This window comes from Shewanella salipaludis (assembly GCF_012911865.1).
Lineage (GTDB): Bacteria > Pseudomonadota > Gammaproteobacteria > Enterobacterales > Shewanellaceae > Shewanella > Shewanella salipaludis.
Window position 1 is genome coordinate 43,188 of record NZ_JAAXYH010000018.1, and the last position, 20,227, is coordinate 63,414.

At 56.9% G+C, this 20,227-nt stretch carries 16 protein-coding genes and 1 pseudogene; 6 read left to right on the forward strand and 11 right to left on the reverse strand.

All coding sequences use genetic code 11. The features are described 5' to 3' along the window. The first annotated feature begins 273 nt into the window (after positions 1–273). On the forward strand, positions 274–678 hold the full coding sequence (locus HC757_RS17290) for a hypothetical protein (RefSeq protein WP_169565643.1): 405 nt from the start codon (positions 274–276) through the stop codon (positions 676–678). A 152-nt stretch (positions 679–830) separates the two neighbouring features. On the opposite strand, the gene HC757_RS17295 is transcribed toward HC757_RS17290, so the two are convergent. The 6 genes from HC757_RS17295 to cutA all read right to left on the reverse strand — a co-directional run bounded on the left by HC757_RS17295 (position 831) and on the right by cutA (position 7,836). Continuing rightward, positions 831–1,226 carry a DUF2391 family protein gene (locus HC757_RS17295; RefSeq protein ID WP_169565644.1) on the reverse strand — a complete coding sequence of 132 codons (396 nt, stop codon included), beginning with the start codon at positions 1,224–1,226 and terminating at the stop codon, positions 831–833. Positions 1,227–1,350: 124 nt separating this feature from the next. Further along, a complete protein-coding gene (locus HC757_RS17300) occupies positions 1,351–2,382 on the reverse strand; it encodes an aldose epimerase family protein (protein WP_169565645.1) in 1,032 nt (343 codons plus the stop codon). Between the two features lie 162 nt (positions 2,383–2,544). Further along, on the reverse strand, positions 2,545–3,702 hold the full coding sequence (gene galK, locus HC757_RS17305; RefSeq protein WP_169565646.1) for a galactokinase: 1,158 nt from the start codon (positions 3,700–3,702) through the stop codon (positions 2,545–2,547). A gap of 208 nt (positions 3,703–3,910) precedes the next feature. After that, a complete protein-coding gene (locus HC757_RS17310) occupies positions 3,911–5,545 on the reverse strand; it encodes a cation:proton antiporter family protein (protein WP_169565647.1) in 1,635 nt (544 codons plus the stop codon). Positions 5,546–5,680: 135 nt separating this feature from the next. Further along, a complete protein-coding gene (locus tag HC757_RS17315; protein ID WP_169565648.1) occupies positions 5,681–7,516 on the reverse strand; it encodes a protein-disulfide reductase DsbD in 1,836 nt (611 codons plus the stop codon). Continuing rightward, on the reverse strand, positions 7,513–7,836 hold the full coding sequence (gene cutA / locus HC757_RS17320) for a divalent-cation tolerance protein CutA (protein ID WP_169565649.1): 324 nt from the start codon (positions 7,834–7,836) through the stop codon (positions 7,513–7,515). The genes HC757_RS17315 and cutA overlap by 4 nt, the downstream gene beginning before the upstream one ends. Before the next feature lie 245 nt (positions 7,837–8,081). Here cutA and HC757_RS17325 point away from each other — a divergent pair, with 245 nt between their 5' ends. After that, on the forward strand, positions 8,082–8,771 hold the full coding sequence (locus HC757_RS17325; protein ID WP_169565650.1) for an FxsA family protein: 690 nt from the start codon (positions 8,082–8,084) through the stop codon (positions 8,769–8,771). Between the two features lie 119 nt (positions 8,772–8,890). On the opposite strand, the gene HC757_RS17330 is transcribed toward HC757_RS17325, so the two are convergent. Together HC757_RS17330 and HC757_RS17335 are read right to left on the reverse strand one after the other, a co-directional pair. Further along, positions 8,891–11,983 (reverse strand): efflux RND transporter permease subunit, encoded by a 3,093-nt coding sequence (locus HC757_RS17330; protein ID WP_169565651.1) that lies wholly within the window; start codon positions 11,981–11,983, stop codon positions 8,891–8,893. Between the two features lies 1 nt (position 11,984). Next, positions 11,985–13,067, reverse strand: coding sequence for an efflux RND transporter periplasmic adaptor subunit (locus HC757_RS17335; protein ID WP_169565652.1), 1,083 nt, complete (start codon positions 13,065–13,067; stop codon positions 11,985–11,987). Positions 13,068–13,188: 121 nt separating this feature from the next. Here HC757_RS17335 and HC757_RS17340 point away from each other — a divergent pair, with 121 nt between their 5' ends. After that, positions 13,189–14,100: a LysR family transcriptional regulator gene (locus HC757_RS17340; RefSeq protein ID WP_169565653.1), complete on the forward strand. Its 912-nt coding sequence runs from the start codon at positions 13,189–13,191 to the stop codon at positions 14,098–14,100. Between the two features lie 151 nt (positions 14,101–14,251). On the opposite strand, the gene HC757_RS17345 is transcribed toward HC757_RS17340, so the two are convergent. After that, positions 14,252–15,604, reverse strand: a complete 1,353-nt coding sequence (locus tag HC757_RS17345) for an MATE family efflux transporter (RefSeq protein ID WP_169565654.1) — start codon at positions 15,602–15,604, stop codon at positions 14,252–14,254. A 223-nt stretch (positions 15,605–15,827) separates the two neighbouring features. Here HC757_RS17345 and HC757_RS17350 point away from each other — a divergent pair, with 223 nt between their 5' ends. The 3 genes from HC757_RS17350 to HC757_RS17360 all read left to right on the forward strand — a co-directional run bounded on the left by HC757_RS17350 (position 15,828) and on the right by HC757_RS17360 (position 18,901). Then, positions 15,828–16,118 carry a co-chaperone GroES gene (locus HC757_RS17350; protein WP_006086113.1) on the forward strand — a complete coding sequence of 97 codons (291 nt, stop codon included), beginning with the start codon at positions 15,828–15,830 and terminating at the stop codon, positions 16,116–16,118. A gap of 58 nt (positions 16,119–16,176) precedes the next feature. Beyond that, complete coding sequence (gene groL, locus HC757_RS17355; RefSeq protein ID WP_169565655.1) at positions 16,177–17,817, forward strand: chaperonin GroEL; 1,641 nt, start codon at positions 16,177–16,179, stop codon at positions 17,815–17,817. 895 nt (positions 17,818–18,712) lie between these two features. Continuing rightward, on the forward strand, positions 18,713–18,901 hold the full coding sequence (locus tag HC757_RS17360; protein WP_169565656.1) for a YodC family protein: 189 nt from the start codon (positions 18,713–18,715) through the stop codon (positions 18,899–18,901). A 34-nt stretch (positions 18,902–18,935) separates the two neighbouring features. On the opposite strand, the gene HC757_RS17365 is transcribed toward HC757_RS17360, so the two are convergent. Beyond that, positions 18,936–19,745, reverse strand: coding sequence for a hypothetical protein (locus HC757_RS17365; protein WP_169565657.1), 810 nt, complete (start codon positions 19,743–19,745; stop codon positions 18,936–18,938). A 201-nt stretch (positions 19,746–19,946) separates the two neighbouring features. Beyond that, positions 19,947–20,227: pseudogene (locus HC757_RS18970) on the reverse strand (transposase); the annotation flags it as partial.

Genomic DNA, 20,227 nt, shown 5'->3' on the forward strand with positions numbered 1-20,227 from the left:
GTGGAATAATCGCCGGGAAAACTTGATGCGCTGCTTTTTTCGACTAAAGTCGGTAGTGACTGAGATGTTTGTCGGGCGCAGGTGAAAATTAATCGGTAATTAGGAAAAAATTCATAAATTTTGGCATTGATTATCGGCAATTTTCTGTAAAAATACCCGGATGAAACCGCCGCTTGAATGAGGGCGGCTTCTGCGGATACGAGTGAGCGACGCTTCGCTGATTCAAAATGAGAAACTCCTAGTGTATGTGTTGATTTAAGGGTATTGGCATATATGTATAACACAGCAAAGAAACAGCTTTGGTTTGGCGAACTGAGAACCTCCAAGGGTAACACCATAGTGGTTCACGACAACCAACTGCCTGACGCCGCGACTGGCCGTATCTATCTGTACAACACGGACAGAAATACGATAGTCGAGTATGTGGAAGATATCGTTAAAGTAAATCTGTACGATTTGGATGAGGCCGGTGTAAAGGCGGCGGAAGCTAAATTCGGCGCCGCCTGGGAAGAGGCACGCACCCAGTTCATGACAAAACACCAGACACGTGTCGAGCTGAACAATGTCAAGGAAGCCGCTCCGGTGCGCAAGGCCAAGCCTGAGGTTGAACCTGAGGTGGAGTCCGAGAGCATGGGCGCAGATTTCGATGATGATTGGGCGGACGATTTTGACGATTAAGGCTTAGTGTCGGCACCAGGCAGGCGAAAACTGCGCCGCGATGGCAACCTGGTGTGGCAGTGCGAGGCGACTTCTACCCTGAAATGCTAGCGCTGAAGTCGCTCTGCCTGCATGACAGTCTGCTCGGCCAGCGGGGAATAAGTCGGTGCGGATTATTCCTTGTCGAAGCTGTCGACTATGATGGCGCCCATTGAGGCCGGCATGGCGATGAGCAAGATACGTTTGATTGCCACCCAAGTATCTGTCAATAAAGGCAATTTATCCAGCGCTAACAACACAATTCCCACAACCACCAAGGTCAGGCAGTAGGCCGCGGCAATTCTGAAGACAAACACCCAGATCCGCTTGGCCACATTCGCCTGAAATACGCTCTGATAGGCGAACAGGGTGATAAACCCCAGCGACAGCAGTACCACCAGCAGGAGATTCAGTGGCGGCAGGCTGGCCGACATTTTCCAGGCTTCCTCCGAAAAGGCCACAGGCACAGACAGGGCGAAGGCGCCGATACTGATTTGACCTATATCCTCGGCATTAAACTTCAGATCCATTAGTCAATTTCCTCCCTTTCCCCGAGCGCCGGCACTCCCGTCTGACTTGAATCCCATAGGCTCGACATCGGGCTTGAGCCGCAGGATCTTCTCCTGCCTCGGCCGGCGAGCGTGTCGTCGGCATTCAGGCGTCGGTGTCGAATTGGTAGCGGCTGATATGATGGTAAAGCTCGCCCGGCTCGACCCAGGCATTGCCCAACAAGTCGGCCTGATTCGGCGAATCGGGCAACATCTGCGGCTCTATGCACACCGCCTGATGTTGTTGCAAGACCTCCTGCTGGCGCCCCAGGGTGCCTTGCAGGAAGTTGGCGCCATAGAGTTGTACCCCGGGCTGATTGGTATACAGGCTCAGGGCGCGGCCACTGACCGGGCTGCTCAGGCGGCCGAAGCGTTTGAGCTCGGCTTGCGGATTATCCATCAGATAGCAGTGATCATAGCCCTGGGTCTCTGCCAGCATGGCATCGGCCAGGCCGGCGCCCAGTGGGGTCGGTCGGCGCAGATCCAGCACTGAGTCATCGACCCTCTCTATGCCTGTCGGTATGCCGACCTCATTCATGCTCAGATAGCGCTGCGCATCTATCTGCAGCCAATGGCCGTGATTGCTGTCGCTGCCATCGAGATTGAAATAGCTGTGTTGGGTCAGGCTGATGGGACAGGCCTTGTCGACCGAGGCCAGGATTTCGACGTAGAGGTTATTGCCGGCCAGGCGGTAATCCAGCTGCACTGTGCAATTGCCGGGAAAGCCCATGTCGCCATCCGGGCTCTGCAGTGTCAGGCGGACGCCGTCGCTGAGGGGACCCAGGTGCCAGAGCTTACGGTTGAACCCTTCGCTGCCGCCATGGAGACAATTGCTGGCCTGATTGACGTCCAGTTGATACTGCTCGCCATGGTGCTGCATGCGGCCGTTGGCGATGCGATTGCAGTAACGGCCGGCGATGGCACCCAGATGGGCATCCTGGGTGAGGTAATCCTCTGCGCTGTCACAACCCAATACCAGGTTGGCGCGGTTGCCGTCCCTGTCCGGTGCCCACAAGGAACGTATTATGCCGCCCAGGCTCAATACCTCGAGTGCCAGAATGCCATTGTCTATCCTGACGCGCTCTATCTGACCGCCACGGGGATCTGTCCAAGGTTCGAGCACACTGAAGCGTACCATGCCGTAATTTCCTTTTGAGCCGGGATGGCGCGCGTGCTACGCGCCATTGAAGTTATTTTATTGCCACCTGTTATCCCACTTTTCCCCAAAGAATGCCAGGCAAAATGTCGGCTATAGTGATTAACATCAAACTGTTAGCCGGGGAAAACTCGGATCCCTGGGCTAGTCGTCGACTCTGCCGGCGCCGCCGCTGGCCGAGCAGAGGAAGACGGTGGCTTCGGGGCCGCCTGGCCCAGGCGATGCCTGTTCCACCGCGGTCACCACGGCCTCGGTCAATTCATGATCCACCAGGGCTATGATGCAGGCGCCGAGGCCGGCATCCGTCAGGCGCACGCCACCGCGCTCGCCTATGACGGCCGCGACTGTCTCCACCAGCTGCTCCAACTGCGGCAAGCTGATGTCGAAATTGTCGCGCATGGACGCATGTGACTCGGCCATCAGCTGCCCCAATCTGGCGATATTGCCCTGTTCCAGCGCCCGGGCCGCGGCCTGGGAGCGCAGGTTTTCGTCTATCACATGCCTGGCTCTGCGGTAGAGCAGAGGTTCCAGGGTATCCCTGGCCCGCTCCAGCTGGGCCGAGTCCAGGTGACGCAGGGCATCGAGTTCAAAGTGTTCGGCTACCTGTTGGCATTGGGTGCGCCGCAGCCGGTACTCGGACTCGGCCAGGCCATGGTCCGGATCTGCGAGTATCACTATCAGGCTGAGGTGTTCGGGAATGGCGATGGCCTCGCTGTCGAGATCCAAACAGTCTATCAGCAGGGCATGATCCGTCTCCCCCAGGGCGCTGATCATCTGATCCACTATGCCGCAGGCCTGGCCGACATAACGGCTCTCGCCTCGCTGGGCCAGCTGCGCCACCGCCAAGGGCGACAGATGAAGTTGACTGGTGTCGTTGATGGCGGTGCCGAAGGCGATTTCCAATGCCGCCGAGGACGACAGCCCGGCACCGAGCGGGACGTTGCCGACGATGGCGATATCCAGCCCCTTGGCCGTCAAGCCGGACAAGGCCATGGCAGAGGTGAAGCCCTTGAGGTAATTGACCCAGGCATCGTCTGGCGCCATCTCGCCCTCCTGGCCGAAGCGCCACTGCTTGAGCGTGCCGGGAAAGGCCTCGGCGACGGCGCGAAAGAGATCATCGTCACGGCGCTTCACGGCTATCACAGTGTGGAAGTTGATCGCCGCCGACAACACCAGGCCATCGTTGTAATCCGTGTGTTCACCTATCAGGTTAACGCGTCCCGGCGCCTGATAAAAATCATCCGCTTTGGTGCCAAAGGTTTGGACGAATAGCTTGGTGGCGCGCTGGGCAGGGTTTGACATGCGTGAGAGGCTTCCAAAATGAGACTGAAAATGTCGAGGCTATTTTGGCTTTATATCATGACTGCAGCGCCTCTGTAACTGAGATTTTTATCCCGGGTTCCGCCTTGGGCCGACGGGTTAGGCCGCGGCGGTCCAGGGCGCGCCTGACCGCCTCGGCACTCTCGAATTCGCCGTTGGCACTCATCAGTTAGCCGCTAGCACTTATCAGTTAGCTGTTGGCACTTGCCACCGACTTGGGCGTCGCCAGGGTCTCGACCTCGGCCTCGGGATGCAACAGTTCATGGATCACATGATCGACGAAACCGGCGCCGGCGGCATCGTACAGGTTATAGACGCTGTGGACCCCCAAGTCCCGCAGCGACTGGGCGTCGTCACCGTATTGGACTATGGCGCTGAGCTTGCCCCGATAGTCGAGCCTCTTCAGTTGTTCGATGGCGAACAGGTTACCCGCGTGATGGGGCATGGCCAGCAGCACCAGCTCCAGATTTGGCGCCTTGTCGAGTTTCTCCCAGAAGTCGCTGTCGGCGGCGTCGCCCTGGACCACGTTGCGCCCCTTGGCCCTGTGGCTGTCGACCAGCTCCTGCTTATGTTCTATGCCGAGGATCTCACCGCTGGATCTGCTGCTCAGTTCATCATAGGCCCCTGTGCCTATGCGTCCCATGCCGAGGATGAGAAAGCGCGGATCCCCCAGCTGAATGCGCCTGTCTTCCGGATGCAGCGGATGGCGCTCGAGTCGGGTGAGCCAGTGCTGGTACTTCTGGTAGATATTGCCCACGGTGGCATTGAATGGTGCCGCCAGCAGGAAGCTGATGCTCAGCGCCACCGCGATGATCACCAGCCAGTGTGGCGCCAACCAGCCCCTGCCGGTGGCGACTGCGGCAACGATCAGCCCAAACTCGCTGTAATTACCCAGGTTGAAACCGGCCAGCATGGCCGTGCGGGACCTCAGCCTGAAGCGGGTCAGCAGGTAGACGAACAAGAGTATCTTCAGCGGCAGCAGCATGACCAGGATCCCCGCCAGACCTATGTCGGCCAGGGTCGGCAGGCCGTTCAGTCCTATGGTGAGGAAGAAGGCCACCAGGAAGAGTTCCTTGAAATAGAACAGGGATTTGGCCAGTTCCGAGGACTTCTTATGCCCGGCGAGGAGTATGCCTATGGCCAGGGCGCCGAGATCCGGTTTCAGGCCGACGGCCTCGAATAACCAGGCGCCCACCACCAGCGCCATCACCAGGCCGAAGAGTACCAGCAACTCGCCGTGGCCGACACGATCGAATATCTTGTAAATCAAGGGTCTGAGCAGGGGCAGCAGCAACAGACCTGCGGCCCAGACGGAAGGGAACTGGCCCTTGGAGATGGTGAGGAACAGCACGGCAAAAATGTCCTGCATGATCAATATGCCTATGGCCACCCTGCCATAGAGGGATTGCATGTCGCCCTTGTCTTCGAGCACCTTGACCGCGAAGACTGTGCTGGAAAAACTCAGGGCGAAGGCCACCAGGGTCAATTGTTCCAGCCCAAGCTGGGTCAACTGACTCAGCCCCAGCAACCCAAGGAGTTTCAGCACGGGCACCAGAAATAGCATGGACAGCAGCAGATGCACACTGGAGCCGGCCCAGACTTCGGCCTTGAACAGGCTGCGGATATCCAGCTTCAACCCTATGGCGAACAGCAGCAGCGTCACCCCCAGGCTGGCCAATTGCTGTAACAGCGGCAGGCTTTGGGCTTCTATGCCGAAGACGAACAGCACGAAGCCGGCGGCCAGATAGCCTATCAGTGGCGGCAGGCCTATCCGGCTGACGAGCAGGCCGCAGATGAGAGTGATGATGAGGATCGCAGGTTCCATGGGGCACCGAATGGCAGGTGAAGGGATGAGACCATTCTATAAGAAATCGGCGTGCTTAAGATGAAAAAAAAAGTGAACTCGATAAAAAAGTTCACTTTTTCTTATTGTTAGCCGACAGCCAAGGCCGTCGCTTTATTATTGCAGCAGGCGATCCAGGTGGGTGGCGAAGTCGTCCGGCCCCATGAAGCCAGTGACCCTGAGATCCTGGCGTTGCTCGCCGCGGGAATCGAACAGCAGCAGGGTCGGTAACCCCAGCACCTGGAAGGCCTCCAGCAGCTCGACATCTATGGCATCGCTGTCGGTCACATCCGCCTGCAGCAAGACCAGATGATCCATGCGTTGCACCACCTGGGGCGCCTTGAAGGTAATGGCTTCGAATTCTTTGCAGGCCACGCACCAGTCGGCATATAAGTCGAGCATCACGGGCTTGCCCTGGGCCGCCGCCGTCGCCAGTTCCTGTTTGAGATCCGCCAGCGACTTGATCCGCTTGAAGCCGTGGCTCTGCTGGCTCTGGCTCTGCAAGCCCTGACGGCCGGAGTCGAAACCCAGGCCCTGCATCAGCGCCTGCAAGCCATAGGAGAAACTCGCCAGCAGGCCCAACAGCAGGAGCACCGAGCGGGTGGTTTGCTTCCAGTTAAATTCGCTGAGTTTGTTCTGGTGCATCAGATAGCCAACCAGGACTATGGCCCACAGCGACCAGAGCAGATCCGACACCAGCCCGGGCCAGATGCGGCCCAGCATCACGATGGACACGGCGAGCAGCAGGAAACCGAATATTGTCTTGACCACATCCATCCAGTGGCCGGCCTTGGGCAATAACTTGCCGCCCGAGGTGCCCATGATCAGCAAAGGCAAGCCCATGCCCATGCTCAGCACATACAGGGCGAGGAAGCCCAGCTGGAGATCGCCCGTCTGGGCGACATAGATGAGCGCGCCGGACAGGGGCGCCGTGGTGCAGGGCGAAGCCACCAGACCCGAGAGCACCCCCATGAGGAACACCCCCAGCAGCTGGCCGCCCTTCTGTTGGTTGGCGGCCGAGTTCAGCCGATCCTGCCAGGAGGAGGGCAGCTTGAGATCGTACAGGCCGAACATCGACAGGCTGAGCACCAGGAATAACAGGGCCAGCAGCACCAGCACCACGGGATGTTGCAGCGCCGCCTGGTACTTCATCCCCGCCGAGGCCACCACCAATCCCAGCAGCGAATAGGTGATCGCCATTCCCTGGACATAGGCCATGGACAGGCCGAAGGCCTTGGCGGTGGACAGTTTCTGCCCCTGGCCCACTATGATGCCGGATAATATGGGGTACATGGGGAAGACACAGGGGGTCAATGCCAGGCCGATACCCAGGCCGAAGAAGGCCAGCAGGGTGAGCCAGAGACTGCCGCTGGACAGCATCTGGTTAAGCCTGTCCTGCTCGGTCACAGGGACGGATGTCGCGCCGGCCTTGGACTCAGGGGCTTGGGTTTCTGGGGCCTGGGCGCCCGCGGTCCCTGAGCCGGCAGGCTGAGCCGCCTTGGGGTCGAAGCGGGTCAGCGCCAGGGTGCGTTTGGTCGGCGGATAACATAGCTTGTCTTCGGCACAGCCCATGAAGGTGACAGTGAGGCTGGCGTCGTCGGCCGCCTGTTGCAGGGTCAGCGGTATATCCACATAGGTGTAATAGACCTGCTGCTCGCCAAAATACTCATCCTCATGGGCACTGCCTTCGGGCAAGACTATCTCTGCCAGGGTGGCATTATGGGTCTCGAATTTGAGCTTGTCCTTGTACATGTAATAGCCGTCGGCTATCACCCAGCTGAGTTTGAGTCGATTGCCTTGTTGCTCAAAATCCAGATCGAAGGCCTGTTCGACCGGCAACAGCTCGGGCTCGGCGCCAAGGAAATTCTTGCCTGCACCGAAGATGCCATCGCCATGGGCCAGGGGGGTCAGCAGGAGTAACGAGCTCAGGAGTAAGTTAAGTAGGTTCTTCATCTTAGTGTCGTTTCTTTTATCCAATCTAAATAGGCCGGCAGCCCATGGGATACGGGCAGGGCAATCAACTCGGGTACCTGGTAGGGATGCAGCTCAAGCACGAGTCGCTCCAGTTCGGCATAGTGGTTGGCGGCACACTTGATCTGCAGGCCCGCCTCCCGGCTCTCACACAGCTCGCCCTGCCAGTGATAGACAGAGGTCAGCCCGGGTGAGATCTGCACGCAGGCGGCAACACCCGCCTGCACCAGGGCCTTGGCCAAGGCGTTCGCCTGCTCTGTATCCGGGCATGTGGTCAGGACCAACAAAAATTCTGTTTGCATTCGGCTATCATCTTTCCCGCGCCGATTTCCAGCGTGCTTGCCTGCCATGGGCGCCGGAAAATACTGACCAACGCTCAAGCAAATTAAGTTAAGCTACTTTACGTGTTTTAATTCTTGTGTGCATCAAGACTTAGCTAAAATAGTGAATCCCGTTGGGTTTCTCTGGCCAGTCAGGTTTACGGACTCGCCTTAGTAGACCCGTCTTGGGGCAATAGAGTTTCACTCGCAAACGAAATGAGGCCAACATGTTGCTGATCCTATTCTTACTCCTGGTATTGCTGCCGGTGATAGAGTTGTCTGTGCTGATCCGGGTCGGGGAAGTGCTCGGCAGTTGGACCACAATAGCCCTGGTGCTGCTCACCGCCATAGTGGGGGTGTCTCTGGTGCGCAGCCAGGGGCTGCATACCCTGATGCAGGTGCAGCAAAAACTGGCCAGGGGAGAGGTCCCGGGGCAGGAAATTGTCGAGGGCATGATGCTGGCGCTGGCCGGGGTCTTGCTGTTGATCCCCGGCTTTGTGACCGACTTCATCGGCTTGCTGCTCCTGACCCCCCTGAGCCGGGTTCCCATCGCCAGCTACCTCTATAAACGCTTGCAACTCAAGGTGATTGCCGGTGATCCCTTCTTCGGCGGCCTGGGGCCGCGGCCCCCTTCGCATGGCGAGGGTGATGCCCATGGTCGGGATGAGCCTGGCCGGCGGGGCACCACGCTGGAGGGGGATTATGAACATAAGCCAGAGACAGATGCGCAGCTGGGACAGGATGCGTCCAAGCCCGCATCTGAGCTCAAGTCCAAGCCTGAACCCAAGTCCGAGCCTGAACCCAAGTCAAAGCCTGAACCAAAGCCTGATTCTGAGCCCAAGTCCGAGTCAACGCCCAAGCCTGAACCAAAGCCAAAGCAGGGCCAAGCGGACGAAGACAACCCCCCTAAGCAGTAGGGTCGCACCGGGCGCAGGGTAAGCGGGGAGAGAGTTTGCTGTCGAGTTCGGGAAGCTGGGTGAAAGTGCCGGCCAGGAGACTGGCCGGCGTTGCCGGGAAGCAAGGTGAAGCGAATAGCTTAAGGTTTTTCCTGGGTGCGCTCCTCCTTAAGGCCGGTGATCTTGAAGGCCAAGCTGTAGAGAACCGGCAAGACGATCAGCGTCAACAGTGAGGCGAACCCCAGGCCGAAGATGATGGTGATCGCCATCGAGCCGAAGAAGGCGTCGGAGATCAGCGGGATCATCCCCAGCATGGTGGTGATCGCCGCCATCATCACGGGTCTTACCCGGCTGACACAGGAGTCCACCAGGGCGGCATAGGCCGGCTTGCCTTCACTGAGTTCCAGGTTGATCTGATCCACCAGCACTATGCCGTTCTTGATCACCATCCCGGACAGGCTCAGCAGTCCCAGCAGCGCCATGAAGCTGAAGGGGGCATCGAACAGCAAGAGACCCGCAGATACCCCTATCAGCGCCAGCGGCACCGTCAGCCAGATCACCAGAGGTTGGCGCACCGAGTTGAACAGGAACACGGTGATCAGGAACATCACCAGATAGCCCATGGGGATGGAGCTGAACACCGCGGCCTGTGCCTCGCCTGCTGTCTCGTACTCGCCGCCCCACTCAAGGCTGTAGCCCGCCGGCAGGCTGATGGCCTCGACCTTGGCCTTGACCTTTCTCAGCACTGAATCTGCGGTCTCGTTCGACCCCAGCTTGGGATCGGCCATCACGGTCAGGGTGCGCTTGCGGTCGCGGCGCATCAGCAGCGGGTTTTCCCATTCGGTGCTGAAGTCACTCACCAGCTGGGACACGGGCACGAAGCCGGCGTGTTCGCTGCTCCAGATCTGCAGTTGCCACAGGTTGTCGGCCTGCAGCCGCTCGTCGGCCGGCGCCCTGGCTATGATGGGCAGCGAGTGGCTGGCCTCGCGATAGAGGCCGACCTGTTTGCCGCTGAAATTGATCAGCAGCGCTTGATCCAGATCTTGCTTGCTGATGCCGCTCTCTCTTGCCCTGGCGGTCTGCAGTTGCGGCCGGATCAGGGTCACCTGGTTGCGCCAGTTGTGCCGTACACCATCCATGCTGGGTTCGGCATTGAACACGGCTTCGGCCTGGGCGGCCAGGGATCTCAATACCTTGGGATCATCGCCGTAGAAGCGGGCCTCTATCTTGGCCGCCGGTGAGGGGCCGTTTTCCATGTTCTTGAATCTGTACTGGGCCTGGGGATAGTGCTGCTTCAGGAAACGCTCCAGTTGCGGCATATAGGCCTTGAGCGAGTCCAGATCCCGCATGTCCACTATCAGTTGCGCAAACGCCGGGTAGCCTTTCTCCGGCTGGTAGGGCAAGACGAAACGTTGGGCCCCCTGGCCTATCACTGTGGTGATATGCTGCAGGCCAACGTCTTGTTTGCCGTTCTCCCTCAGCAGCGCCGCTTCTATCTCGGCGCTGAAGCGCTCTGTGGCCTTGATATCCGTGCCTTCCGGCATCCAGACATCGACGAAGAAGATGGGGGTGTTCGACGCCGGGAAGAACACATTCTTGATGTGGCCGAAGCCGACCACGGCCGACACCAGCATGGCCAGCACCAGCAGCAGGCTCGCCAGGCGAAAGCGCAGCGCGAACCTCAGGCAGCTGCTGTACAAGCCGAAGAACCAGCCCTGATAGGGATCGGCGGCCTCATCCTCCAACGGTGCCGCATCCTTGAACAGCAGGTGGCAGAAGAAGGGCGTGAGGGTGATGGCAGTTATCCAGCTGATAAACAGGGAGATCATCAATACCTGGAACAGGGAGCGACAAAACTCACCGGCGGCATTCTGCGACAGGCCTATGGGCGCGAAGGCGATGATGGCGATCACCGTTGCCCCCAGCAGCGGCCACTGGGTCTGGGCCACTATCTGGCTGGCGGCTTCGAGGCGGCTCTTGCCGCGGCGCAGGCCTATGAGTATGCCTTCGGTGACCACTATGGCGTTATCGACCAGCATACCCAGGGCTATGATAAGTGCCCCCAGGGAGATCAGCTGCAGGTCGATACCCAGGAGTTTCATCACTATGAAGGTGCCCAGTATGGTCAGCAGCAATATCAGGCCCATCAGTAGGCCGGATCTCAGCCCCATGAACAGCAACAATACGGTGATGACGATGGCGATGGATTCCAGCAAATTGACCAGGAAGCCGCTGACAGTGTCATCGACCGCCAGGCTTTGGTTGTAGACGGTATCCAGGGTCATCCCCAGCGGCCGCTCCGACTCGAGCTCGGCCAGACGCTCTTCTATCTTGTTACCCACCTCGACCACATTCACCCCGCTGGAGAAGGAGATCCCCAGCGACAGGGCCGACTGCCCCTGGTTGTGATACAGCACATTCGGGGTCTCGTCGTACACTTTTTCTATGTGGGCGATGTCACCCAGGTGGATCAGCTCTGTGCTGCCCTGTGGGCTGACAATCAGCCGCGCCAGCTCCTGCACGCTGCCGAATTCACCCGTGGGATGGATGCGGATGCGGTTGTCGCCAACCACTATGCTGCCGGCGTTGGAGACCACGTTTTGATTGTTGATCAGGCCATAGATATAGCTCTGATCCAGTCCCAGCGCCGAGAGCTTTTGCTGGGATATTTCAATCGCTACCTGCTCTGTCACCTTGCCGGCGACCGAGACCTTCTTGACCCCGGGGACCAGCACGAGTTCACGGCGCAGGTAGTCGGCATAGTTGCTCAGCTCGCGGTTGCTGTAATCGGCGCCCGAGAGGTTAAGCAAGATCCCGTAAACATCGCCGAAGTCGTCCAGCACCTTGGGCGTGGCCGTGCCCGACGGCAGTTGCCCGGCGGTGTCATTCACCTTGCGGCGCACCTCGTCCCACACCTGCGGCAGGCGGTGTTTGTCGTAACTGTCCTTGATCTCTATGCGTATCTGCGACAGGCCGGCGCTGTTGATCGAGGTGATATGCTTGACGCCGTCCAGCTGCTGCAGGGCATCTTCCAGCGGCAGTGTGACTTCCTCTTCCACCTGCTCCGGCGAGGCGCCGGGGTAAGCCGTGACGACCAGGGCTTCCTTGATGGTAAATTCCGGGAACTCCAGCTGCCCCAGGCCGGTGAAGGCGATGCCGCCACCGAGCAGCAACAGCAGGGCAAACATCCAGCTGATGACTTTATGGCGAATCGAATATTCAGCAAGATTCATCTCAGACTCCACGCTGCCAATGCAATGGCTTGACCTTCATGCCGACCCTGAGCTGGTTCACTCCGGCGCTGACTATCTCATCCCCCTGGCTCAGGCCGCTGAGGACTTCAATGCCCTGGGTGCTGACCCGCCCCAGAGTGACGGGCACCGGGGTCACCAGCCCCGAGTCGGCCTGGTAGCGCCATACCTGGACCAGCCCATCCAGATCGCGTTTGTCTATGGCACTCACTGGCACTATGGCCGCGGTTTTGCCGGCCTCCATGGTGCCAAGCCTGAGGGTCAGTTCGGCGCTCATGCCGGGCAACAGCTGGAAAGTGTCGGGCTGCGGCAGCGAGAACACCACCTCATAGGCCTGGGTGCCAGGGGTTATCTGAGTGGAGTATTCCTTGAAGCTGGCCTTGAACTTGTGGCCGGGAAAGGCGCTGAAGCTGACGCTGGCATCCAGATCTGCCGGGGCCGTGACCCGTTTCAGGCCGGCGATCAGTGTCTCCGGCAGCTGAACGCTCACATCCAGCAGGCGGTTATTCTGCAGTGTCAGCACCGCCTGGTTGGGCTGCACCTGTTGGTGGTTATCCACCAGGCGTTTGGCGATGGTGCCGCCGAAGGGCGCGGTCAGTCGGGTGTAGCTCAGCTGATCGCGCGCAGCCGCCAGGGCCGCCTTGGCGGCTTTCAACTGGGCCTGGGTGCTGTCAAATTCGGCCTGGGAAATCAGTTTGCGCTTGAGCAGCGCCGCCTTGCGCTGATAATCCGCGGCCAGGAGTTCATGCTCGGCCTCGCGGGTCATCAGGTTATTGCGGGCATCCCTGTCATCGAGTCTGGCGAGCAGACTCCCCTCTGTGACCTGCTGGCCTTCCAGCAGCGCGAGTTCGGTCAACTGCCCGGAGATCCGAAACGACAGCTCAGCGCGGCTGTTGGCCGTCACACTGGCCGGGAAGCTGCGGTAGTCCTTGGCGATGAGATTGTCGACGGCGAATAATTTCACCGGGCGGATCACCGGCGCTTGCACGGCACTCTCGGCCTGCATACAGCCGGCAACGAGCAGGGGCAGGGTGAGTGCGAGTGGGAGTATAAAGGCAGATCTCATCGGCGCTATTCCTTGGTAAGGTCAAAAATTTATCAGGCGCGAAGATAACAGCTTAATGAGTTGCATTAAATGGGATTGTTTGGAATCATAAGTTCCATTATTTGGGATTGTTGGTGAAAAAATGAAAACCGAAGATCTGGCTCTATTCCACCGCATAGTCGAGACCGGCAGCCTGGTTGCCGCCGCCGATCTGCTTAATCTGCCCAAGTCCACTGTGAGCCGCCGTTTGCAGACCCTGGAAGAGGAGTTGAAGGTCAAGCTATTCCATCGCCAGAGCCGGGCCATGAGCCTGACATCGGCCGGGAGTCACTTCTACCAGAGATCCCAGGGGATCCTGGCACAGCTGGATGAAACCCTGATAGAGATGACCGAAGACGATGCCGAGCTCAGCGGCCATCTGCGCATTCAGATGTTTCCCCTGCCCGAGAACAGCATTCTGAACCATCTGATCTTCCGCTTCATGAGCCTGCATCCCAGGCTGACGGTGGAGGTGATAGACAGCACCGAAGTGGTCGACATGGTCAAGCACAACCTGGATGTGGCGTTTCTCATCGAGCACTCCATCGAGGCCCAGGACCTGGTGGCCAGGCCAGTGCTGACCACTGCGCTGGGTTTCTTCGCCAGCCCGGACTATCTTGCCCAGAGAGGCGAGCCAGGGACCCTGACGGAAATGGCCGAACACAACGTTGCCCTGTATCGCCTGGTCAACGGCAGGGTGTTCAACGAGGTGGAGGTGGGAACCGGCAAGAATACCCTCAAGGTCGCGGTTCAGGGTAACTTCTGCACCAACAACCTGATATTGGCACGTGAGTTTGCCCTGCAGGGCAAGGGCATAGCCTATCTGCCGATGGAAATGTGTCGTGAATACGAGGCCGGGGGGCAACTGCGGCAGCTGCTGTCGAACTACGAGCCCCATGTGGGCGAGTGCTTCCTGGTGTATCCGTCGCGGCGTTTCGTCAGCCTGGCCTGTCGGCGTTTCATCGATTTCATCTTGCAGGAATTGACCCCGGATGGCCTGCCCACGCCGATGTAAAGTGCCCACTGCTGCGATGATGGCAGTTGGAGTTAGCCCCTGGCCTGCAAATTGGGCTCAGCTCCTGGCTCAACTTTTGGCTCAACTTTTGGTTCAACTTCTGGCTCAATCTCTGGCTCACATCCAGGGAGGGGGGACGGGGCGGCGCCGGCTAGGCCAGGGCGGCGACCTTGGGGGGCTCGCTGATGCGGGTCGCCAGCACATAACAGGCCAGCCCCATGAAGATGTTGGTGATCGGCAGCGCCAGCAACAGGCCCTTGACCCCGCCTATGTAGGAGCCCAGTGCCGCCAGCGGCAACATGATCAGCAGCAGGCGGCAGAGGTTGATCACCAGCGAACTCATGGGCCTGTGGTAGGCGTTCAGCGCCGTGGCCACTATGATCACCACTCCCAGCGGACCATAGGCACAGGGCAACACCAGCAGATAGAAACTCAGCCACTCTATGACCAGGGGATCGCTGCTGAACAGCTGCGCCAGTTGGGTGGCGAACAGGGCTATGGGCAGGTAGAGCAGGCTCTGGAATAGCAGGACAAATTTCAGCGCCATCAAGAGTGCCTGCTTGGCCCGTTCCGCCTGATTGGCGCCCAGGTTCTGGGCGATGAAGGGCATCAGGCTGGACGACAGCGCCATCACCACTATCAGCAGCACGGATTCCAGCCGGGTACCGGCACCGAAGGCCGCCACAGCGCCATGATCTATCCGCGCCAGCATGGCCATCAATACCGCGTTGGCCAGGGGGTTGATCAGGTTCATCAGCGCCGCCGGCTGGGCTATGTGCGCCAGCCGGTGCCAGTTATGCTTCAGCCTCGACAGTGTGACCCCGGCGAAGGCCAGCATCTTGTGTTTGATGGCCAGCAGATAACCGCACAGCGACAGGGCCAGCAGCCAGGAGACCAGGGTCGCTATCGCCGCCCCCTGAATTTCCAGCCGGGGGAAGGGCCCCAGGCCGAAGATCAGCAGGGGATCCAGTATGAGGTTGATCAGCGCCGCCAGCGCCATGATGGTCGCCGGCGAGCGGGTATCGCCCGTGGATCTCAGCCCCTGGATGCCGACCATGAGCAACACCAGCAGGGGCGCGCCCAGATACCAGAAGCTCATGTATTCCTGGATCAGCGGCAAGCTGCCTTGGTTGGCGCCGAGCAAACCGAACAGCGGCCTTATGCAGAGGCTGCCCAGTAGCGACAGCAGACTCACCAACAAGAGGGTCAGCAGCAGGGCATCATGGAGGAAGACCCTCGCCTGGGCGGCTTGGCCGGCCCCTATCAGGCGCCCCAGATTCGCCGATACCCCGGCACCTATGCCTATGGCTATGCTGGAGATCACTAAGGTCACGGGAAAGGTGAAGCTGATGGCCGCCAGCGACTGAGTCCCCAGCTGACTGATAAAAAAAGTGTCGACCAGGCTGGAGCCCAAGAGGGTGATGATGCCTATCAGGTTGGGGAGGCTCATGTTGAGCAGTACACGACCAATTGGCGCACTGAGCAGCCCGTGTCTGTCTTTCATGGGGACCTGTCTCTCTAGCAAAAAATGCCTGTTGTTGAACTGGGGCCGAATTCTAGCAGGATTGCGCCGGCTTTAAAAATTCGAGGTAAAAAAATGCAATTTTTTTACCTCCGGCCCTTGGAACCTGCAACCCCTATCCCCATATAGCTAACATCAAAGGTAAAACCTTTTTATTGTAAATCGCCTCGTTTCTTGGGCATCACATCATTAGGAGAGTTTATAGATGAATATTCGTCCATTACATGACCGCGTAATAGTTAAGCGCCTCGAAGTTGAATCCACTTCGGCCGGTGGCATAGTGCTGACCGGCAGCGCCGCCGAGAAATCGACTCGCGGTGAGATCCTGGCCGTAGGTAATGGCCGCATCCTGGAGAATGGCACAGTCAAGCCACTGGATGTCAAAGTGGGCGACGTAGTGATCTTCAACGAAGGTTATGGCGTGAAGAAAGAAAAAATTGACGGTCAGGAAGTACTGATCCTGTCAGAAGCTGACCTGATGGCGGTAGTAGGTTAAGCCTGCGCACATCGAACAAACTTCCAATTAAAGTCAACTATTTAAAGGATAAATAAACATGGCAGCTAAAGAAGTAGTATTCGGCAATGACGCCCGCGTGAGAATGCTCGCCGGCGTGAACGTTCTGGCCAACGCAGTTAAAGTGACCCTGGGCCCCAAAGGCCGTAACGTGGTATTGGACAAGAGCTTCGGCTCACCGCTGATCACCAAAGACGGTGTGTCTGTTGCCAAAGAAATCGAATTGACCGACAAGTTCGAGAACATGGGCGCCCAGATGGTCAAGGAAGTCGCTTCCAAGGCCAACGACGCCGCCGGTGACGGTACCACCACCGCCACAGTACTGGCCCAGGCCATAGTAGTGGAAGGCCTGAAGGCCGTTGCCGCCGGCATGAACCCCATGGATCTGAAGCGCGGCATCGACAAGGCGGTTATCGCCGCAGTCGCCGAGCTGAAAAACCTGTCCCAGGAATGTTCCGACTCCAAGGCCATCGCCCAGGTAGGTACCATCTCCGCCAACTCTGACGAATCTATCGGCCAGATCATCGCCGATGCCATGGATAAAGTCGGTATGGAAGGGGTGATCACAGTCGAAGAAGGCCAGGCGCTGGAAAACGATCTGGAGACTGTCGAAGGCATGCAGTTCGATCGCGGTTACCTGTCACCTTACTTCATCAACAAGCCGGAAACCGGCAGCGTCGAGCTGGACAATCCCTTCATCCTGCTGGTGGACAAGAAGATCTCCAACATTCGCGAGCTGCTGCCTATCCTCGAAGGTCTGGCGAAAACCGGCAAGCCACTACTGATCGTTGCCGAAGACGTCGAAGGCGAAGCCTTGGCGACCCTGGTAGTCAACAACATGCGCGGCATAGTCAAGGTTGCCGCTGTTAAGGCTCCGGGCTTCGGTGACCGTCGCAAGGCCATGCTGCAGGATATCGCCATCCTCACCGGCGGCACAGTGATCGCCGAAGAGATAGGTTTGGAACTGGAAAAAGCGACCCTGGAAGATCTGGGTACCGCCAAGCGTGTGGTCATCACCAAAGACAACAGCACCATCATCGACGGTAACGGCGAACACGCCCAGATCACGGCTCGCGTCAGCCAGATCAAGCAACAGGTCGAAGAGTCCACTTCAGACTACGACAAGGAAAAACTCCAGGAACGCATGGCCAAGCTGGCCGGCGGTGTGGCGGTGATCAAGGTCGGTGCCGCTACCGAAGTGGAAATGAAAGAGAAGAAAGCCCGTGTCGAAGATGCGCTGCACGCGACCCGTGCCGCAGTCGAAGAAGGCGTGGTTCCTGGCGGTGGTGTTGCCCTGGTGCGCGTCGCTTCCAAGATTGCCGATATCGAAGTGCTGAACGAAGATCAGAAGCACGGTGTGGTCATAGCACTGCGCGCCATGGAAGCGCCACTGCGTCAGATAGCTACCAACGCGGGTGAAGAAGCCTCGGTAGTTGCCAACACAGTCAAGAACGGCAGCGGTAACTATGGCTACAACGCGGGTAACGACACCTACGGTGACATGCTGGAAATGGGTATCCTGGATCCAACCAAGGTGACCCGTTGTGCGCTGCAGTTCGCGGCCTCGATCGCCGGTCTGATGATCACCACAGAAGCCATGGTGGGTGAAGTGCCACAGGAAAGCTCAGGCCCTGATATGGGCGGCATGGGTGGTATGGGTGGTATGGGCGGCATGATGTAATCTGCCCCGCCGCAGATTGATCAAGGCGCTTGCCTTGGTCTCTCTGAGACCACAACAAAACCCAGCTTCGGCTGGGTTTTGTTTTTGGTACACAGGAAAAGGCCTGCGCATCGAGCGCGGGCCTTTTCCATTTTTTTGGGTATCTGCCGAGGGCTGGGGAGTGGATTGGGATTGGCATGGCTGTCGACGATGGGTGCTATCCATTGCCTGCCGCAGGCTTTCGCACAGGCACACCCGTGACACGCCGTGAACCCATCCATGGGGGCTCAGCGGCGACGTCCTGTCGCCGATGGTCCTTGGTGCGCCTGCGCTGGATATGGGTGCAAACCTCTGGCTTCAGGCGATAGTGGTTTTGCTTGTGGCGGGGAGAGCTTATCTTTGGGAAGATTGGCCGCTTGTAATTAAGCGGCTCTGACCCCTCTTATTTAGTCCTTTAGCCAAGCCAGATAAGCCTTCATATCTTCTTCATTGGCAAAGATCACCTGCCGGTTATTGCCTCGCTGGATCACATGCACTGGCACGCCAGCTATCGATATCCTTGGCTTTCTCGGCATTTTTCAATCCCTGAAACGTTAAATGGCCCACAGCAAGCAGCATAGACCATTTAAAACGGCTCTGACCCCTTTTATTTCTCTGACCCCTTTTATTTCTCTGTTTGGATGTGTTCTGACCATACTCGTTTGGGTATACCTAATGGATACACTTATTATCCATAGTTATAGCAATGCCCAATAAGGCGATATTCATGTTGATTATTCCAGCGTATCTTTGAGTTCAGTGCTCCTATCAGTGCTCCTAAATTGTTGTTTAATATCTATGTTCTATAAACTTTTTTCATAGTATAGTTGTACAGTTAGTAGGCATAATTTATGCGAACCAAGACGAGGTAATAGATATGGCGTTTAAAGTAGGGGATGTTGTTGTTTTGAAGTCTGGTGGTCCACGTATGACCGTGGTAGAGATCGATGAGTTAGACTGTTTCTGTCAATGGTTTGATGACAAAAATAACCTTGCATCAGGGGGATTTTCTGCAAGCAGTATCGAGATCCCAAATGAGGCAATCACATTTAGAGTTGGGCGCTAATTTGTTGGGCGGCTTATCTTATAGATACTGCCGCTTAATCTAGTCTGGCAATTACTTCATTCATTGTGTAGTGAACAAACTTTTGACCTAACTCTGTAAGTTCATACGGTTTAGAGTCTTCAAATGCAGACTCTAGTGTATCTGAGCCTTTGCTAGACCGTGTTGTTTTTTTTATGAATTGGCCTTGATAGTTAGTTATTCTGGTTTGTCGTATCACACCGCCAGTGCTAAGGTCTCTTATAACTAGTTTAAACAGATCAGCGTCAGAGCTGTCTTCTCTGGGTTTACTATCTGAGATGTTAAGCCAGATGTGTTTTCTAGTTATACCATTAGTATTTACTATAGCTTTGATAACCATAAAGTGGATTTCATGGTATTTATCAATCCATTCATTAAAGAGCCTGACTTGATCATCATGGCAGACGGAGCTTGTTGCAGCATTCGATATCAGATTAACAATATATCTACGTTTTTCTTTCGTATCAGCTTGATCCCATGATCGAAACGACTTTCTCACTAATGAGAGGTACTCTTCTGATTCAAGCCTATTTGCTAAATCTAGTTGTATAACTTCGATATGTTCAGAAAGCGAATTTAGATCTCGGTAAAGTGACTCAATTTTGACTTTATGGGTGTGAAACCATTCTTGATATAGTTCATTGATCTTGCCTTGTTCGTATTCACTATGGATAGTGTTGCCTGCCGCGATGAAATTCCCTACCCACGGAATAACACTCATCGCATTTGCTGCAACTTTCAACATGCCTTTATATTTACTTCCTTTTACTAATACTAAGTCATAAGCGATGAACTCTTCTGTTCTTAACTGCTTGTTATTGGTCATAATACCTCCATGTTTAGCAATAGTATGTCATGATTAAGTTGTTAACCAATCACGCTTGATTATGTTCACTGCGTTTACAATTACATCTTTTAATCTATGTAATTCATCGGCCTTTGCATAGTAACCATATGACATAGTCTTACCACCTTTGTAAAAGGGGTCAGAGCCGTTTTGCAATAAAAGGGGTCAGAGCCGTTTTATTTAATGTTCAGCCTTGGGATGCTTCCGCCAGCCCAACTGGCGGCCCCTCTTCCCAGCATCCAAGCGTTTGCCCGTTAGCGCTACTATATCGTCGATGAAACGCTCGTTTCCCAATGCTAGGCCTTTGTTCGCTGCCTTGCGGATATCGTCCAAGAGCCGGACGTCGACATGACTTTTGAATAGTGCGCGGTACTGCTCTTGCCGTTTTGCCTCGTTATCCCCCAGCGCCAGGTACAACCTGTGGGGCGACAGTAGCTCGCTATTTCTACCCAGGCCATTGC